Origin of the sequence: Streptomyces pratensis, from assembly GCF_016804005.1 — a bacterium.
GTDB classification, from domain to species: domain Bacteria; phylum Actinomycetota; class Actinomycetes; order Streptomycetales; family Streptomycetaceae; genus Streptomyces; species Streptomyces pratensis_A.
Map to the genome: position 1 here is coordinate 2,478,285 of NZ_CP051486.1, position 15,724 is coordinate 2,494,008.

At 69.1% G+C, this 15,724-nt stretch carries 12 protein-coding genes; 3 read left to right on the forward strand and 9 right to left on the reverse strand.

The window, feature by feature from the left end:
* Window positions 1-159 precede the first annotated feature (159 nt).
* On the forward strand, window positions 160-1,197 hold the full coding sequence (locus HED23_RS10710) for a hypothetical protein (RefSeq protein WP_203183157.1): 1,038 nt from the start codon (window positions 160-162) through the stop codon (window positions 1,195-1,197).
* A gap of 78 nt (window positions 1,198-1,275) precedes the next feature.
* Here HED23_RS10710 and HED23_RS10715 read toward each other — a convergent pair whose 3' ends face one another.
* The 4 genes from HED23_RS10715 to HED23_RS10730 all read right to left on the reverse strand — a co-directional run bounded on the left by HED23_RS10715 (window position 1,276) and on the right by HED23_RS10730 (window position 5,283).
* Entirely contained in the window at window positions 1,276-2,061 is a 786-nt protein-coding gene (locus HED23_RS10715; protein WP_203183158.1) for a hypothetical protein, read from the reverse strand.
* Window positions 2,062-2,471: 410 nt separating this feature from the next.
* Window positions 2,472-4,001: a helix-turn-helix domain-containing protein gene (locus HED23_RS10720; RefSeq protein WP_203183159.1), complete on the reverse strand. Its 1,530-nt coding sequence runs from the start codon at window positions 3,999-4,001 to the stop codon at window positions 2,472-2,474.
* 309 nt (window positions 4,002-4,310) lie between these two features.
* Window positions 4,311-4,508: a DUF4236 domain-containing protein gene (locus HED23_RS10725; RefSeq protein WP_203183160.1), complete on the reverse strand. Its 198-nt coding sequence runs from the start codon at window positions 4,506-4,508 to the stop codon at window positions 4,311-4,313.
* Between the two features lie 106 nt (window positions 4,509-4,614).
* Window positions 4,615-5,283: a GNAT family N-acetyltransferase gene (locus HED23_RS10730; protein WP_203183161.1), complete on the reverse strand. Its 669-nt coding sequence runs from the start codon at window positions 5,281-5,283 to the stop codon at window positions 4,615-4,617.
* A gap of 280 nt (window positions 5,284-5,563) precedes the next feature.
* On the opposite strand from HED23_RS10730, the gene acnA reads away from it, so the two are divergent.
* Window positions 5,564-8,278: an aconitate hydratase AcnA gene (gene acnA / locus HED23_RS10735; RefSeq protein WP_203183162.1), complete on the forward strand. Its 2,715-nt coding sequence runs from the start codon at window positions 5,564-5,566 to the stop codon at window positions 8,276-8,278.
* A 69-nt stretch (window positions 8,279-8,347) separates the two neighbouring features.
* Window positions 8,348-9,577: an ROK family protein gene (locus HED23_RS10740; RefSeq protein WP_203183163.1), complete on the forward strand. Its 1,230-nt coding sequence runs from the start codon at window positions 8,348-8,350 to the stop codon at window positions 9,575-9,577.
* A gap of 161 nt (window positions 9,578-9,738) precedes the next feature.
* Here HED23_RS10740 and HED23_RS10745 read toward each other — a convergent pair whose 3' ends face one another.
* From HED23_RS10745 to xylA, 5 genes are all read right to left on the reverse strand, one after another.
* Entirely contained in the window at window positions 9,739-11,118 is a 1,380-nt protein-coding gene (locus HED23_RS10745; RefSeq protein WP_203183164.1) for a GH1 family beta-glucosidase, read from the reverse strand.
* Window positions 11,119-11,126: 8 nt separating this feature from the next.
* Entirely contained in the window at window positions 11,127-11,981 is an 855-nt protein-coding gene (locus HED23_RS10750; protein ID WP_203183165.1) for a carbohydrate ABC transporter permease, read from the reverse strand.
* Between the two features lie 5 nt (window positions 11,982-11,986).
* Window positions 11,987-12,958, reverse strand: a complete 972-nt coding sequence (locus HED23_RS10755; RefSeq protein WP_203183166.1) for a carbohydrate ABC transporter permease — start codon at window positions 12,956-12,958, stop codon at window positions 11,987-11,989.
* Between the two features lie 11 nt (window positions 12,959-12,969).
* Entirely contained in the window at window positions 12,970-14,232 is a 1,263-nt protein-coding gene (locus tag HED23_RS10760) for an ABC transporter substrate-binding protein (RefSeq protein ID WP_203183167.1), read from the reverse strand.
* 146 nt (window positions 14,233-14,378) lie between these two features.
* On the reverse strand, window positions 14,379-15,548 hold the full coding sequence (gene xylA / locus HED23_RS10765) for a xylose isomerase (protein WP_203183168.1): 1,170 nt from the start codon (window positions 15,546-15,548) through the stop codon (window positions 14,379-14,381).
* Window positions 15,549-15,724: the final 176 nt, after the last annotated feature.

Here is a 15,724-nt window from a genome sequence, read left to right on the forward strand (position 1 = left end):
CTTCTGATAGCGACTGCCGACTCCTACGGACAGTTCATGATCACTCGCCTGGGGAGGTCTTCCAGAGGTAAAAGGGCAGCGGACAAGGAACAGCAACTCCGTGTCACTTACGTCCGCGAGCTCCCACGGCCTCTTCCCCTCCGTGAACTCCTTGCCGGCTTGCCCTCGCGTCTCCAGCGCCACCTCGTCGAGGAGGGACAGCAGACCAAGGGGACGGGCGAGGCGATACGGGCCCTGCTGATCGAACTCCGGCCCGAACTGGGCGCAGTCGTGAACATGATCGAGGACGCCACCGCCCCGTGGGACTTCGGAAACAAGCGCGCGGGGCAAGAGCTGGCGCTGCAACGCGACGCCACCCTCGCCGCTACGCGCATGGCAGGCTTTCGAGTCCCTCGCCTCGCCGAATGGGATCCCCCCGCCGAAGAGCTTTACGACGACAGGATGCCGCCTCTGTTCCTCGACCTCATGATGGGCGATCAACCGGCGCTCGAGGACCATCTGGTTAACCACGACACCCGCACGATGCTGGGGTGGATCAGCGAAGAGACCAACCACGTGGCGTGGCGCGAGTTCCGTGAGTACGACCGGACCCTCCTGGTGGTCAACGCCAACCGCACTCCGGCGGAGCGACTCCTCGGCTGCGACATCATTTTCTACAACGTCTCGCGCCACAGCCTCGTCTTCGTGCAGTACAAGAAGCTCAACGCGGAACGAGGGGGCTTCTACTACCCGAACAGCGACCGGAACCTTGCCAAGGAGCTGCTCCGGATGCGGAGCCTGGACCGCTATGCGAAGTCGCAGGCCGGTGTGGGTGGGGAGCAACGACTGGACGCCAGCCCGAGTTGGATCAAGCTCTGCCATCCACGTTCCGTGCTTCCGCACACCAACGAGATGATCCACGGGATGTACTTCTCCCGCCGACAGTTCGAGTCGCTGAGTGACGACGCCCGGTTGAAGGACGGCAACAACGGCGCTTTGCGCTTCGGCTTCAAGAACGTCCCGGGTTACCTCGACAACACCCTGTTCGCGCGCCTCGTGGAAACGGGCCAGATCGGTACGACCGGCACGAGCACCGATCTCGTCCGCCAGCAGGTGATCCGGAGTTTCCGAGGCCAGCGCAATCTGGTGCTCGCGGCGCTCAGCGGTGAGGAGCCGCCGCAGGCGCAGCGGAACGCGCAGCGCCGCGAGGGACGCTGAGCGTGTGACTCGGCCCGTAGGACGGTGGCGGCCGCCGGCTGAGCGCGCTCCGCGTCACGGGACGGCTGCCGCCCGCCGTCACACGGGCATCCGGAGCACACCACCCCGGCGGCTGATGTCGAAGGCGAGGCGGTAGATGTCGGGCAGGTCGACGGTGTCCGTGCCCCGCCTGGTCACGACGCCGGGGTCGTCGAGCTCCTTGAGGAGTGCCACGGGATCGTCGATGTTGTGCGGGCCGCTGCCTCCCTTCTCGCTCTCCAGCAGGGCCCGCACCTTCGAGGCGAGCGATCCCACGTGCCAGGCGTAGTGCACGGTGGTCGCCTCCATCGGGACCTGGTTGCCTTCGAGTTGTTCGACGGCGAGCGCCGCCCACCCAAGATCGTCCTTGAGTTCGGCCACGCGGACGGCGGAGGCGGTGCTGAGGCTTTCGGAGATGGCCTCGTAGTGCAGGGGCACGGGATGCCCGGCCCAGCGCTCGCCCCTCAGCCGCGCCGTCTTGCCCAGGCTGGACAGCCGGGTCCGCGGGCTCACCTGGGCCTTGCCGTCCTGCAGATGGTTCGGAATCCAGGTGTAGGTGTGGCCCTTACGCCGGTCCTTGCCCATGAACGGCCCCGCAAGGCTGATGAAGACCTCTTCCTGCCGCTTCCAGTCGGCGAGGAGCGCCACCGGGGGCAGATACCGTCCGTCGCCCTCCGCGCGCCACTCTCCCGTCGCCTCGCGGAACTTCTTCGCCTCGGGACCGTCGTAGTTGCCGAGCTGGTGGAAGAGGAGCCCGTAGAGGTTCTCGCGGCTCCAGCTGAGGTTGGTCGCGTTCGCGCCGAGTTTGGAGGCGTACGCGAACGCTTTGGGCGCGCTGTTGTACATGTCGGGCCGTACGAAGTGTTCCGGTGGTGAGCCGCAGTTCCAGCGCGAACGAGCTCGGCGACCTGCTGGCCGGTGCGCGTGGAGGTCCGGGCTGGAACTGGCCGTAGCGGTGTAGTGCGTTTGATGCGCGTGCGCGGCTACGACTGAACTCCGAATCTCAGGAACGCCAGTGGCACCGTCGGTGCGGACATGGTGAGGCCCTTTTGGTGAGCACTCTCCGTGAAGGCTGACAGGCACTCAGATATCTCTGATGCATCGTCACCAATTTAAGATCATCTTGCACGCACGTTGCACAAGGTGATGAAAAACAGCGATGATCAATGGGGGGTCGCGCAAGTGTGTAACCGCAGGTCGGCAGGCGTTTAGGAGTGTCGTGCCCCGCATCTCCTGGGGGCACGACACCCCGCCCGTCAGATGTCCCGGAAGATCTCGATCTGCGCCCCCACCGAGTTCAGCCGCTCCGCCAGCTCCTCGTAGCCGCGGTTGATCACGTACACGTTCCGCAGTACGGACGTGCCCTCCGCCGCCATCATCGCCAGCAGCACCACCACGGCGGGCCGCAGTGCGGGCGGGCACATCATCTCGGCGGCGCGCCAGCGTGTCGGGCCCTCGACCAGGACGCGGTGCGGGTCCAGGAGCTGGAGCCTGCCGCCGAGGCGGTTGAGGTCGGTGAGGTAGATCGCCCGGTTGTCGTAGACCCAGTCGTGGATCAGGGTCTTGCCGTGCGCGGAGGCCGCGATCGCCGCGAAGAACGGCACGTTGTCGATGTTCAGCCCGGGGAAGGGCATCGGGTGGATCTTGTCGATGGGCGCCTCCAGCTTGGAGGGCCGGACCGTCAGGTCGACCAGTCGGGTGCGCCCGTTGTCGGCGGCGTACTCCGCCGTGCGGTCGCAGTCGACGCCCATCTCCTCCAGGACCGCGAGCTCGATCTCCAGGAACTCGATCGGCACGCGACGGATCGTCAGCTCCGATTCCGTCACCACTGCGGCGGCCAGCAGGCTCATCGCCTCGACCGGGTCCTCGGAGGGGGAGTAGTCGACGTCCACGTCGATGTCCGGCACGCCGTGCACCGTGAGGGTCGTCGTCCCGACCCCTTCGACACGTACGCCGAGCGCCTCCAGGAAGAAGCACAGGTCCTGGACCATGTAGTTGGAGGACGCGTTCCGGATGACCGTCGTACCGTCGTGCCTGGCGGCGGCCAGCAGGGCGTTCTCCGTCACCGTGTCGCCGCGCTCGGTCAGGACGATGGGGCGGTCCGGCCGGACCTCGTGGTCGACCTGGGCGTGGTAGAGCCCGTCGGTCGCCGCGATCTCCAGACCGAAGCGGCGCAGCGCGATCATGTGCGGCTCGATCGTGCGCGTGCCGAGGTCGCAGCCGCCGGCGTACGGCAGGGTGAAGCGGTCCGTGCGGTGCAGCAGCGGGCCGAGGAACATGATGATGGAGCGGGTCCGGCGTGCGGCGTCCGCGTCGATGGCCTCCAGCTCGAGCCGGTCGGGCGGCAGGATCTCGAGGTCCACACCGTCGTTGATCCACCGGGTGCGTACGCCGATGGAGTTGAGGACCTCCAGCAGCCGGAAGACCTCCTCGATGCGGGCCACCCGGCGCAGCACGGTCCGGCCCTTGTTGAGCAGCGAACCGCAGAGCAGCGCCACACAGGCGTTCTTGCTCGTCTTGACGTCGATGGAGCCGGAGAGCCGGCGCCCGCCGACCACCCGAAGGTGCATGGGTCCGGCGTAACCGATCGAAACGATCTCGCTGTCGAGGGCTTCACCGATGCGGGCGATCATCTCAAGGCTGATGTTCTGGTTGCCGCGCTCGATGCGGTTGACGGCGCTCTGGCTTGTGGCGAGCGCCTCGGCAAGCTGCGTCTGTGTCCAGCCACGGTGCTGACGGGCGTCACGGATGAGCTTGCCGATACGTGCGAGGTAGTCGTCTTCCATGTCTGCACGCTATCTCAGATATGAGATGAAGATCGCGCCGGGGTGTGCGGTTCGGGTGACGGTCGGGTGCCCGGGCCGTGGGCGGGCGCCTGCCTGAAGGGTCAGGCGCGCCCGGCGGCCAGGCACCCCGGACTCGGCCGGACGGGTGGTGAGTGTCGGCCACGAGGGGCCGGCCACGAGGGGCCGGCCGCGAAGGCCGGCCACGTAGGAGCCGCCACGAACGGTCCGGCCGCGAACGGTCCGGCCGCGACCCTCCCGGCCGCGAACTGTCCGGCCGCGAAGGCCAGCCGCGAAAGCCCACCGCGAGGATCAGCCGCGACGCCGGCGCGTGGTCCTGCGCCAGCCGAACGGACCCGGCAGGTCCATGGAGGTGGTGCGCCTGCCGGTGCTGCTCGTGGTGCGCCGGGGGCCGTGGCGTCCGCCGGTGGTGACGGACCACGAGCGGCGATTGATGTTCAGCCGGACGCCCGGGAGGATCTGGAAGCTCTTTCGGAATGTGAGCGGCATCTGCGCCTCCTCTGTCAGGAGTACGCGTATCCCGAAGCGGCCGGGTCATGCGCGCGAACCTGGCACGGCGCAGGTGCTCCCGTGGCGGCCACCGCCTCGCGCGGCGTCAGCGCGTCGCCGGGTCCGGCCCCCGGAGGGCGTTGGCCAGGGGGGCCGCTACGGCCCATCCCGTGGTCTCGTACAGGCTCCGCCCCTCCGCCGTCGAGGCCAGCAGGCCGGTTGTCGCGCCCCGCTCGGCAGCCGAGTCGGTGAGGGTGTGCATGATCAGGCGGCCGAGGCCGCGGCGCCGGTGGGCGGGGTGGGTCTCCACCCTGTCGACGACGGCGGTGGCGCCGATGACGGCCGTCTGGCCGCGCGCGGCACGGGTGCCGTCGGCGGCACATACCCGGGCGTGGGTGACGCCGTCGCGCGTCCAGGTGCTGAGCCGGTAGCCGTCGGGGACTGCGGTCGGGGTGCCGGCGCGGGCGGGGCGGAGCCGGGCGGACATCAGGTAGCCGGGTCCGCCGGGGAGGGACCAGCCGGGTGCGATCCAGGACCCGAGCGACTCCGCGCGCACGAAGGCCTTCAGCCAGACGCCGGGCCTGGTGGCGCCTCCGGTGATCTCCCGTACGGTTGCCGCGTCGGCGGTGGGCAGGACGTGGCTCATGACGTGGCCGGGGAGCCCGATGTTCACGGTGAAGCCCCAGGGTGAGGAGTCCGGTTCGGCTGCTCCCCGTGAGAGGGCCCAGCCGTGGACCCAGGCCCGTACGGCCTCGGTGGTGTCGGTGAAGTGCACGGTGCCTTCCCGGGCGGGGTGGTCGTCGTCGATGTACAGAGGTCCTGGCGCGCGCCGTCGCGGAGCGGCGCAGGACACAGGCGCCCGGGCATGACCGCGCGGCGGCGATGCACTAGAGTTATCTCGACATCGAGATATCTGCCGAGGCGCACCGCAGCCGCCGCTCGGTAAGGGTTACCTAACTAACCCTTACCTTAGCGGATGGTGGGGGCCGCAGGCGGCGCCGGCCGCACATGAGGCGCGGCGCGGTTGAACGCGCACATTGAAGAAGGAGACTGTCGTGTCGGCGAACAGCTTCGACGCCCGCAGCACGCTGCGCGTGGGCGACGAGTCGTACGAGATCTTCAAGCTGGACAAGGTCGAGGGCTCCGCGCGCCTCCCTTACAGCCTGAAGGTGCTGCTGGAGAACCTGCTCCGCACGGAGGACGGCGCGAACATCACCGCCGACCACATCCGTGCGCTGGGCGGATGGGACTCCCAGGCCCAGCCCAGCCAGGAGATCCAGTTCACGCCGGCCCGCGTGATCATGCAGGACTTCACGGGTGTCCCGTGTGTCGTGGACCTCGCCACCATGCGTGAGGCCGTGAAGGAGCTCGGCGGCGACGCCACGAAGATCAACCCGCTGGCCCCGGCCGAGCTGGTCATCGACCACTCCGTCATCGCCGACAAGTTCGGCACCAACGACGCGTTCGCCCAGAACGTCGAGCTGGAGTACGGCCGCAACAAGGAGCGCTACCAGTTCCTGCGCTGGGGCCAGACCGCCTTCGACGAGTTCAAGGTCGTCCCCCCGGGCACCGGCATCGTCCACCAGGTCAACATCGAGCACCTGGCGCGCACGGTCATGGTCCGCAACGGCCAGGCCTACCCCGACACCCTCGTCGGCACCGACTCCCACACCACCATGGTCAACGGCCTCGGTGTGCTCGGCTGGGGCGTCGGCGGCATCGAGGCCGAGGCCGCGATGCTCGGCCAGCCGGTCTCCATGCTCATCCCGCGCGTCGTCGGCTTCAAGCTGACCGGCGAGCTCCCGGCCGGCACCACCGCCACCGACCTCGTGCTGACCATCACCGAGATGCTCCGCAAGCACGGCGTCGTCGGCAAGTTCGTCGAGTTCTACGGTGAGGGCGTCGCCGCCACCTCCCTCGCGAACCGCGCCACCATCGGCAACATGTCGCCCGAGTTCGGCTCCACCGCCGCGATCTTCCCGATCGACGACGAGACGCTGAAGTACCTCCGCCTGACCGGCCGCGACGCCCAGCAGGTCGCGCTCGTCGAGGCGTACGCCAAGGAGCAGGGCCTCTGGCTGGACCCGGCCGCCGAGCCGGACTTCTCCGAGAAGCTGGAGCTCGACCTCTCCACGGTCGTCCCCTCCATCGCCGGCCCGAAGCGCCCGCAGGACCGCATCGTCCTCGCGAACGCCAAGGCGCAGTTCGCCCAGGACGTACGCAACTACGTCGCGGACGACGAAGAGGCGGGCAAGGAGTCCTTCCCGGCCTCCGACTCCCCGGCCGCCTCCAACGGCGTCCCGTCGAACCCGGTCACCGTCACCGCCCCCGACGGCACGACGTACGAGCTGGACCACGGCGCCGTCACCGTCGCCGCGATCACCTCCTGCACCAACACCTCGAACCCGTACGTCATGGTCGCCGCCGCGCTCGTGGCGAAGAAGGCCGTCGAGAAGGGCCTGACCCGCAAGCCGTGGGTCAAGACCACCCTCGCCCCGGGCTCGAAGGTCGTCACCGACTACTTCGACAAGGCGGGCCTGACCCCGTACCTCGACAAGGTCGGCTTCAACCTCGTCGGCTACGGCTGCACCACCTGCATCGGCAACTCCGGCCCGCTGCCGGAAGAGGTCTCCAAGGCGGTCAACGACCACGACCTGGCCGTCACCTCGGTGCTCTCCGGCAACCGCAACTTCGAGGGCCGGATCAACCCCGACGTCAAGATGAACTACCTGGCGTCCCCGCCGCTGGTCGTCGCGTACGCCATCGCCGGCTCGATGAAGGTCGACATCACCAAGGACGCCCTCGGCGTCGACCAGGACGGCAAGCCCGTCTTCCTCGAGGACATCTGGCCCTCCGAGGCCGAGGTCAACGACGTCGTCGCCAACTCCATCGGCGAGGACATGTTCAACAAGTCCTACCAGGACGTCTTCGCGGGCGACGCCCAGTGGCAGGCGCTGTCGATCCCCACCGGCAACACCTTCGAGTGGGACTCCGAGTCCACCTACGTGCGGAAGCCCCCGTACTTCGAGGGCATGACGATGGAGACGACCCCGGTCGAGGACATCACCGGCGCCCGGGTGCTCGCCAAGCTCGGCGACTCGGTCACCACCGACCACATCTCCCCGGCCGGCGCCATCAAGGCGGACACCCCGGCCGGCAAGTACCTCACGGAGCACGGCATCGAGCGCCGTGACTTCAACTCCTACGGCTCGCGCCGTGGTAACCACGAGGTCATGATCCGCGGCACGTTCGCGAACATCCGCCTGCGCAACCAGATCGCGCCGGGCACCGAGGGCGGCTTCACCCGCGACTTCACGCAGGCCGACGCCCCCGTGTCGTTCATCTACGACGCCTCGCAGAACTACCAGGCCGCGGGCACCCCGCTGGTCATCCTGGCGGGCAAGGAGTACGGCTCCGGCTCGTCCCGCGACTGGGCGGCCAAGGGCACCGCGCTCCTGGGCGTCAAGGCCGTCATCGCCGAGTCCTACGAGCGCATCCACCGCTCGAACCTCATCGGCATGGGCGTCCTCCCGCTCCAGTTCCCGGAGGGTCACACCGCCGAGTCCCTCGGCCTGACCGGCGAGGAGACCTTCTCCTTCACCGGCGTGACCGAGCTGAACGACGGCACCACGCCGCGCACCGTCAAGGTCACCACCGACACCGGTGTGGAGTTCGACGGCGTCGTCCGCATCGACACCCCCGGTGAGGCGGACTACTACCGCAACGGCGGCATCCTGCAGTACGTGCTGCGAAGCCTGATCCGCAAGTAGGCGCTCAGGAAGTGAGCGAAGGGCCGCACCCCCGGGGTGCGGCCCTTCGCCGTCAAGGTCGAAGGTCCGATGAAGAGCAACCTCGCCTCGCCGGCGGCCAAGGCCGGACACGAGTCCGTGCGGCGTCACAACCTGAGCCTGGTCCTGCGCACCGTCCGTGACGAGGGCGAGGTCACCCGGGCCCGGGTGGCGAGCCTCGTGGGACTCACCAGGGCGGCCGTCTCCTCGCTCGTCGAGGAGCTGCTCGCCCTCGGCTGCCTCAGCGAGTCCGGCAAGACCTCCAGCGGATCGGCCGGACGGCCCGGCACCGTGCTGAAGCTCTCCCGCACCGGACCGGCGGGGCTCGGCGTGGAGATCAACATCGATTACGTGTCGGTGTGCGCCGTCGACCTGACCGGCACCGACCGGGTCCGGGTCACCGAGCACACCGACCACCGCGACATCCCGCCCGCCGAGGTCCTGGCCCACGCGGCCCGGCTCACCAACCGGGTCATCGCGTCCACCCGGGAACAGGAACTGCGGGTGGTCGGCGTCGAGCTGGCACTGCCCGGCCTCGTCTCCGGCGGAGTCGTCCGGCAGGCGCCCAACCTCGGCTGGAGCAGGGTCGCCGCCGAGGGCATCTTCGGACAGGCACTCAGCACGCTGCGCCCGGCCGGGCGGGCGCTCGCCGTAGGCTCCGGCAACGAGGCGAATCTGGCGGCACTCGCCGAGCTCTGGTTCGGGGGCCTCGGCGGCGTGCGCACCTTCCTCTATCTCACCGGTGAGATCGGCGTCGGCGGCGCGCTCGTGGTCAACGGCGAGATACTCCGGGGCGCCCACGGGTTCGCCGGCGAGATCGGCCACGTCGTCGTCGACCCGAAAGGCCCGCTCTGCCGCTGCGGCGCGCACGGCTGCCTGGAGCAGTACGCGGGCCGCGCGGCGCTGCTGCGGGCGGCCGGAATCGACCCGGACACGGGGGTGCGCGGGATCGCCGAACTGGAACAGCGGGCCACGGCCGGGGAGAAGAGGGCTGTCGGGGCGCTGCGCGAGGCGGGGGACCGGCTGGGCGTGGTGCTGGCCGGGGCGGTCAACCTCTTCGACCCGGAGGCGGTCGTCCTCGGCGGGATCTACCGCAACCTGATGCCCTGGCTGGAGGGGCCGGCGGACGCCCAGCTCACCGCCCGGGTGGTCTCGGGCCGCTGGCAGGAGAGCGGCAGCCGTCTGAGGGCCTCGTCCCTCTCCGGCGACGCGGCACGGGGTGCGGCGGCCCGGGTGGTGCACGACGTGATGGACAACCCCGGGGCGTTCGCGGTGCGTTGACGTGCTGTCAGAGGTCCGGTACCGGCACGGGGAGCCCGGATTTCCGTGGAGGAGGACGAACGTCGCCCCGCGCCGGTACCTCGAACCGGGCCCCGGTGAAACGCGGACCGGGGGCGTGCGCGCCGTCGTGCACGCGTACGCCCCCGGTCCCGAGGAATCGATCAGGCCTTGTGCGCCGCGATCAGCTGCTGATACCAGCGGTAGCTGTCCTTCGGGGTGCGCTCCAGGGTGTCGTAGTCGACCCGGATGATCCCGAACCGCTTCGCGTAACCCAGCGCCCACTCGAAGTTGTCCAGCAGCGACCACACGTAGTACCCGCGTACGTCGACGCCCGCGTCCATGGCCGCACGCAGCGCGGTCAGGTGGGTGCGGAGGTACTCCACCCGGTCGGCGTCGCGGACGGAACCGTCGGCCTCGACGCTGTCGAACTCCGCCGAGCCGTTCTCCGTGATGTGCACAGGAGGCAGGGCGGCGCCGTAGGTCTGCTTCAGCACGGTCAGCAGATCGGTGAACGACTCCGGGACGACCGGCCAGCCCATCGCGGTCTTGCGGACATCCGGATAGTTCCCCTCCGAATACCGGTTGTCCGTGGCCACGCGCAGTGCCGGGTCCGCCTCGCGGTGCGGCGCGGCGGCGACCACGATCGGCCGGTAGTAGTTGATGCCGAGGAAGTCCATCGGCTGGGAGATCAGCTCCAGGTCGCCTTCGCGGCGGAAGTCCTGGCCCGTGATCAGCTCGCCCCAGGTCTCCTCCTCGGTGGCCGGGTAGCGGCCCGCGAGGAGCGGCTCGGTCCACACCAGGTTGTGCTGGGTGTCGGCGCGGACGACGGCCGCGAGGTCGGCGTCCGACTCGGTCGCCGGGACGTTGCGGTCCAGGTTGAGCGTGATGCCCGCCTCGCGGACGCCCGCCGCGCGCAGCGCGTTCATGGCGTGGCCGTGGCCGACCAGCAGGTGGTGAGCGGCGGCCAGCGCCCCGCGGCCCTCCTGCGCGCCCGGCGCGTGCCTGCCCACCGAGTAGCCGAGGAACGCGCTGCACCACGGCTCGTTCAGGGTGATCCAGCGCGGCACCCGGTCGCCGAGGTGCTCGGCGACGATCGCCGTGTACTCGCCGAAGCGCTCCGCCGTCTCCCGCACCCGCCAGCCGCCCTTGTCCTCCAGGGCCTGCGGCAGGTCCCAGTGGTAGAGGGTGGCGGCGGGCTCGATGCCCGCCTCCAGGAGCGAGTCGACGAGCCGGGAGTAGAAGTCCAGCCCCTTGGGGTTGACCGCTCCGCCGCCCGTGGCCTGGATCCGGGACCAGGCGATGGAGAAGCGGTACGACTCCACCCCCAGATCGCGCAGCAGCGCCACGTCCTCCGGGTAGCGGTGGTAGTGGTCGCAGGCGACGTCGCCCGTGTCGCCGCCGTCCGTCCTGCCGGGCGTGTGGCTGTAGGTGTCCCAGATGGACGGCCCGCGGCCGTCTTCATCCACGGCGCCCTCGATCTGGTACGAGGCCGTGGCCGCGCCGAAGACGAAACCGGGCGGGAAGACCGGGAAGTCACTCATGGAAACCCTTACTTGACCGAGCCGCCGGTGATCCCGGCGGCGATGTACTTCTGGGACAGGACGAGGAGGACAGCCGCGGGCACCGCCGAGAGCACCGAGGCGGCCATGACCGAACCCCAGTCGCCGACGTGCGCGCCGATGTACTGGTAGATGCCCAGCGTGATCGGCTTGACGTCGTCCGTCGTGTTCAGCGTGAGCGCGAACATGAAGTCGCTCCACGCGTAGAGGAACGAGAACAGACCGGCGGTGATCAGCGAGTTGCGGCTCATCGGCAGGACGACCTGGACGAACGTACGGACGCGGCCCGCGCCGTCCACCTCGGCGGCCTCGATGACCTCGCGCGGGATGGACACCATGAACGAACGCATCAGTACGATCGCGAAGGGGATGCCCAGCGAGGCGTCCGCCAGCATCAGGCCGAAGTAGGAGTTGACCAGGCCGAGGTCCACGTACGCGCTGTACAGGGCGTTCGCGATGACGATGCCCGGCACCATCTGGGTGATGAGCGTGCCGAAGACGATCGTCTTGCCGCCGCGCAGGTTGAACTGCGCCAGGCCGTACGCCGCCGGAGCGGAGATCGCCAGGCAGATGGCCACGGCGCCGAGCGCCACGGCCAGCGAGGTCAGCAGGTTCGCTCCCTGCTCCGTGATGGCGGAGGTGAAGCCGGAGAAGTCCACGCCCGTCGGGACCGGGCCGACGTCGACCAGGCTCGCGTCCGGCTGCAGCGCGGTGTTGATCATCCAGTACAGCGGGAACAGCATGACCGCGAGGACGACGACGCCGAAGACGGTCGCACCCCAGCGGCGCTTGGGCCGGTGGACCGCGGGAGCCGGGGCGGCGGGGATCTGGGTGGTGGTCGCCATGCCGGTCACTTCCCCTCGTTGCGGTTGACCCGCAGGTAGAACACCGCGAAGACGGCGGAGATCAGGATCAGGATGTTGCCGACCACGGCACCGGCCCCGAAGTCCATCTGGACGAAGGAGTTCTGGTACGTGAGCGTGCCGAGCGTCTGGGTGGAGTCGGCGGGCCCGCCGTCGGTGAGGGCGAGGACGAGGTCGAGGATCTTGACCGTCGACATGAAGCCGAGCACCAGCACCACGGTGATGACGGGCTTGAGCATGGGCAGGGTGACCGAGCGGAAGGTACGCCAGGCGGACGCGCCGTCGAGCGCGGCGGCCTCGTTCAGCTCCTTGGGGACCTCCTGGAGGCCGCCGTAGAGGATCACCATGTTGAACGGGATGCCGATCCAGATGTTCACCAGGATCACCGAGATCAGCGCCATGCTCGTGCTGGTCAGCCAGGGCGTGTCACCGGGGAGGCCGATGGTGCCCAGGAAGGAGTTGAGCACACCGGTGTCCTGGTCGAAGATGCGCCGCCACACGATGCCGGAGACGACCATCGGGACCAGCCACGGCAGCAGGATCAGCGAGCGCAGGATGCCGTTCAGCGGGAAGCGCCGGGTGAAGAAGACGGCGAGGGCCAGACCGATGCAGAACTGGCCGAGGAGCGATCCCACGGTGAAGAGGATCGTCTGCCACAGGGCCTTGCCGAACAGGCCGTCGCTGAAGACGTTGTTCCAGTTGTCCAGGCCGTTGAACGGTGCCTCGCCGGTGAAGAAGGTGGACGGCGAGTAGTCCTGGAAGCTCATCACGATGTTGCGGACGAGCGGGTAGCCGAAGAACAGCGCCATGAAGATCACGGCGGGGGCGATGAACCCCCACTGGGCGAGCGACTTGCGCCGCTTGGCGCTCCGCGGGTCCACGGGCTTCTTGGCCACGCCGGCCGTGGGGGTCTGCGGGTCGGCCGGCAGCGCGGCGGCCGAGGCTGTGGTGGATGACATGGTTCGTTACCTCAGTTCCCGCTCGTGACCTGCTGCTGGGCACGCTTCAGAGCGGCCTCGCTGGACGTGCCGGTGAGCGCGGACTGGAAGGCGCTCTGCAGGGCGAGCGACACGGACGACCACTGCGCGCCGACCTTCGCGGTGCGGGAGCGGGCCGTCGAGACCTGTCCGGCCAGGGCAGCCAGCTCCGGCGCCTTCGTGCGCCACACGGCGGCGGCCTTGGTGTTCGCGGGGACCATCCAGCTGTTCAGGGCGTAGGTGATCTGCTCCTGCTCGCCCGCCATACAGCCGATGATCTTCGCGGCCGTCTTCTCCCGCTCGGTGTCGCCGGTGTTGGGCACGGTCAGCACACCGCCGCCCAGCGGACCGACGGAGTCGTCGCCCGCCTCGGGCACCGGGATCTCGGCGATGCCCCAGTTGAGCCCCTTCTTGGCGTTCAGGGTCTCGACCTGCCAGGGACCGTTGATCATCATGGCCGCGTTGCCGGCCATGAACTGGTCGTTCACGTCGGCCTGGGTCCAGTTGACCGTCGACTTGGAGAGCGAGCCGTCCTTCAGGAGCGCCTTCCAGTAGTCCAGGGCCTCGGCGACCTCGGGGGTGTCGAGCTTCGACTCGTCACCGCCGTTGGACCACATGAACGGGGTGAACTGGAAGACCCCGTCCTCCGCGCCGCCCGCGCTGAGCGCCAGGCCGTACCGCTTGCCCTGGGTCAGCTCCTTGGCGGTCGACTGCATCTCGGCCCAGGTGGTGGGCACCTTCAGACCGGCCTTGTCGAGGGTGTCCTTGTTGTAGAACAGCGCCAGGGTGTTCACCGTGCGCGCGGCCCCGTAGTACTTCCCGTCGAACGAGCCGAAGTCGACGATCCCCTCGGGGATGTCCGTCGTGGTCAGCCCGAGGTCCTTCAGCGGGATGAGCCCGCCGGCCTCGGCGAAGGTCGGCATCTCGGACGCGTCCAGCTGGAGGACGTCCGGCAGCGACTTGGACGACGCCATGCGCAGCGCCTTCGTCATCAGCTGCGCGGCCGGCACGCTCTGCTGCTCGATGGTGATACCGAGCTGCTTGCTGCATCGCTTGAGGGTGTCACCGTCCCAGCGGTGGTACGACTCGTCGGTCGAGGAGTTCATGACGGTGAAGACGTCCTCGTCCCGCTGCTGGCCGCACCCCGACAGAACGGTGCCGGCGACGATCGCGGAGACGACGGTGAGGGGGACGACGATCCGCCTGGTGGGGCGGCTGCGGCGTCGGTTCCGTCCGTCCGGGGAAGGTTCTGTCACGGTGGTGCCCTTGCGGTAAGAGGGTGGCCGGGCCCATGGGAACGCTCCCACGGGGTTGTCGTCAAGCCCCTGCGCGGATCCGGCGGTGTCACGGCGGGGGAGGCTGCGCGGTGTCCGGCGACGGAGGGCCGCCGGACACCGTGGTGTCAGCGGACGCCGATGAGGTGTTCCATGGCGAGTTGGTCGAGGGCTTCGAAGGCCATGGAGCGTTCCGCTGCGGCGGTGGCGTCGAAGTCCTCGTAGGCGGACCTGTCGGCGAGGAGTGCCTTGAGGCCGTCGGCGGCGGTGGGCTCGGCGAGCTCGTGGAGGCGGGAGGCGGTCAGGGCCTCCTGGACGGCGGGGTCGGCACGGAAGGCGGTGGCGCGCTCCTTGAGGATGAGGTAGTTGCGCATGCAGTTCTTCGCGGACTCCCAGACCCCGTCGATGCCGTCGGTGCGCACGGGCTTGAAGTCGAAGTGGAGGGATCCGGTGTAGTCGGAGGTCTCCAGGAGGTCGACGAGCCAGAACGCCTGGCGCAGGTCGCCGGCGCCGAAGCGGAAGTCCTGGTCGTACTTGATGCCGGACTGGCCGTTGAGGTCGATGTGGAAGAGCTTGCCGGCCCACAGGGCCTGGGCGATGCCGTGGGGGAAGTTCAGTCCGGCCATCTGCTCGTGGCCGGTCTCCGGGTTCACGCCGACCATCTCGGGGCGTTCCAGGCGCTCGATGAAGGCCAGGGCGTGGCCGATCGTGGGCAGCAGGATGTCGCCGCGGGGCTCGTTGGGCTTGGGCTCGATCGCGAAGCGCAGGTCGTAGCCCTGCTCGGTGACGTAGTCGCCCAGGAGGTCGAAGGCCTCCTTCATCCGGTCCAGGGCCACGCGCACGTCCTTGGCCCCGCCGGACTCCGCGCCCTCGCGCCCGCCCCAGGCGACATAGGTCTTCGCGCCGAGCTCGGCGGCCAGGTCGATGTTGCGGATGACCTTGCGCAGCGCGAAACGGCGCACGTCGCGGTCGTTGGAGGTGAAGCCGCCGTCCTTGAACACGGGGTGCGTGAACAGGTTGGTGGTGGCCATCGGGACCTTCATCCCGGTGCGCTCCAGCGCGTCCTTGAACCGGCCGATCAGCCGGGCCCGCTCGGCCTCGGTGGACCCGAAGGGGATCAGGTCGTCGTCGTGGAACGTCACACCGTGCGCGCCGAGCTCGGCGAGCCGCTCCACCGACTCGACCGGGTCCAGCGCGGGACGCGTCGCGTCACCGAACGGGTCGTTGCCACGCCAGCCCACGGTCCACAGACCGAAGGTGAACCTGTCCGCAGGGGTGGGAGTGAAGCGGTCCGACATTGCACAGCCTCTTGTCGACGTCAGGTGCCGGACGACAGCTCCGCCGCCCGGCCAATTTGTTTGCTTGCAGTACTAATACGCCATCCCGCCAATGGTTTCTAGACCATTTCCGTGACGTATCGGTCACGTGGCGCCAACATGGCCGGTCCGTGGCCGCATCATGCCAATCGACCTCC

What these genes read in the sequence shown, in the direction of transcription:
- HED23_RS10715 (WP_203183158.1), bottom strand. Translation starts at nt 2,061, where the DNA reads ATGTACAACAGCGCGCCCAAAGCGTTCGCGTACGCCTCCAAACTCGGC.
- HED23_RS10720 (WP_203183159.1), bottom strand. Translation starts at nt 4,001, where the DNA reads ATGGAAGACGACTACCTCGCACGTATCGGCAAGCTCATCCGTGACGCC.
- HED23_RS10725 (WP_203183160.1), bottom strand. Translation starts at nt 4,508, where the DNA reads ATGCCGCTCACATTCCGAAAGAGCTTCCAGATCCTCCCGGGCGTCCGG.
- HED23_RS10740 (WP_203183163.1), top strand. Translation starts at nt 8,348, where the DNA reads ATGAAGAGCAACCTCGCCTCGCCGGCGGCCAAGGCCGGACACGAGTCC.
- HED23_RS10745 (WP_203183164.1), bottom strand. Translation starts at nt 11,118, where the DNA reads ATGAGTGACTTCCCGGTCTTCCCGCCCGGTTTCGTCTTCGGCGCGGCC.
- HED23_RS10750 (WP_203183165.1), bottom strand. Translation starts at nt 11,981, where the DNA reads ATGGCGACCACCACCCAGATCCCCGCCGCCCCGGCTCCCGCGGTCCAC.
- HED23_RS10755 (WP_203183166.1), bottom strand. Translation starts at nt 12,958, where the DNA reads ATGTCATCCACCACAGCCTCGGCCGCCGCGCTGCCGGCCGACCCGCAG.
- xylA (WP_203183168.1), bottom strand. Translation starts at nt 15,548, where the DNA reads ATGTCGGACCGCTTCACTCCCACCCCTGCGGACAGGTTCACCTTCGGT.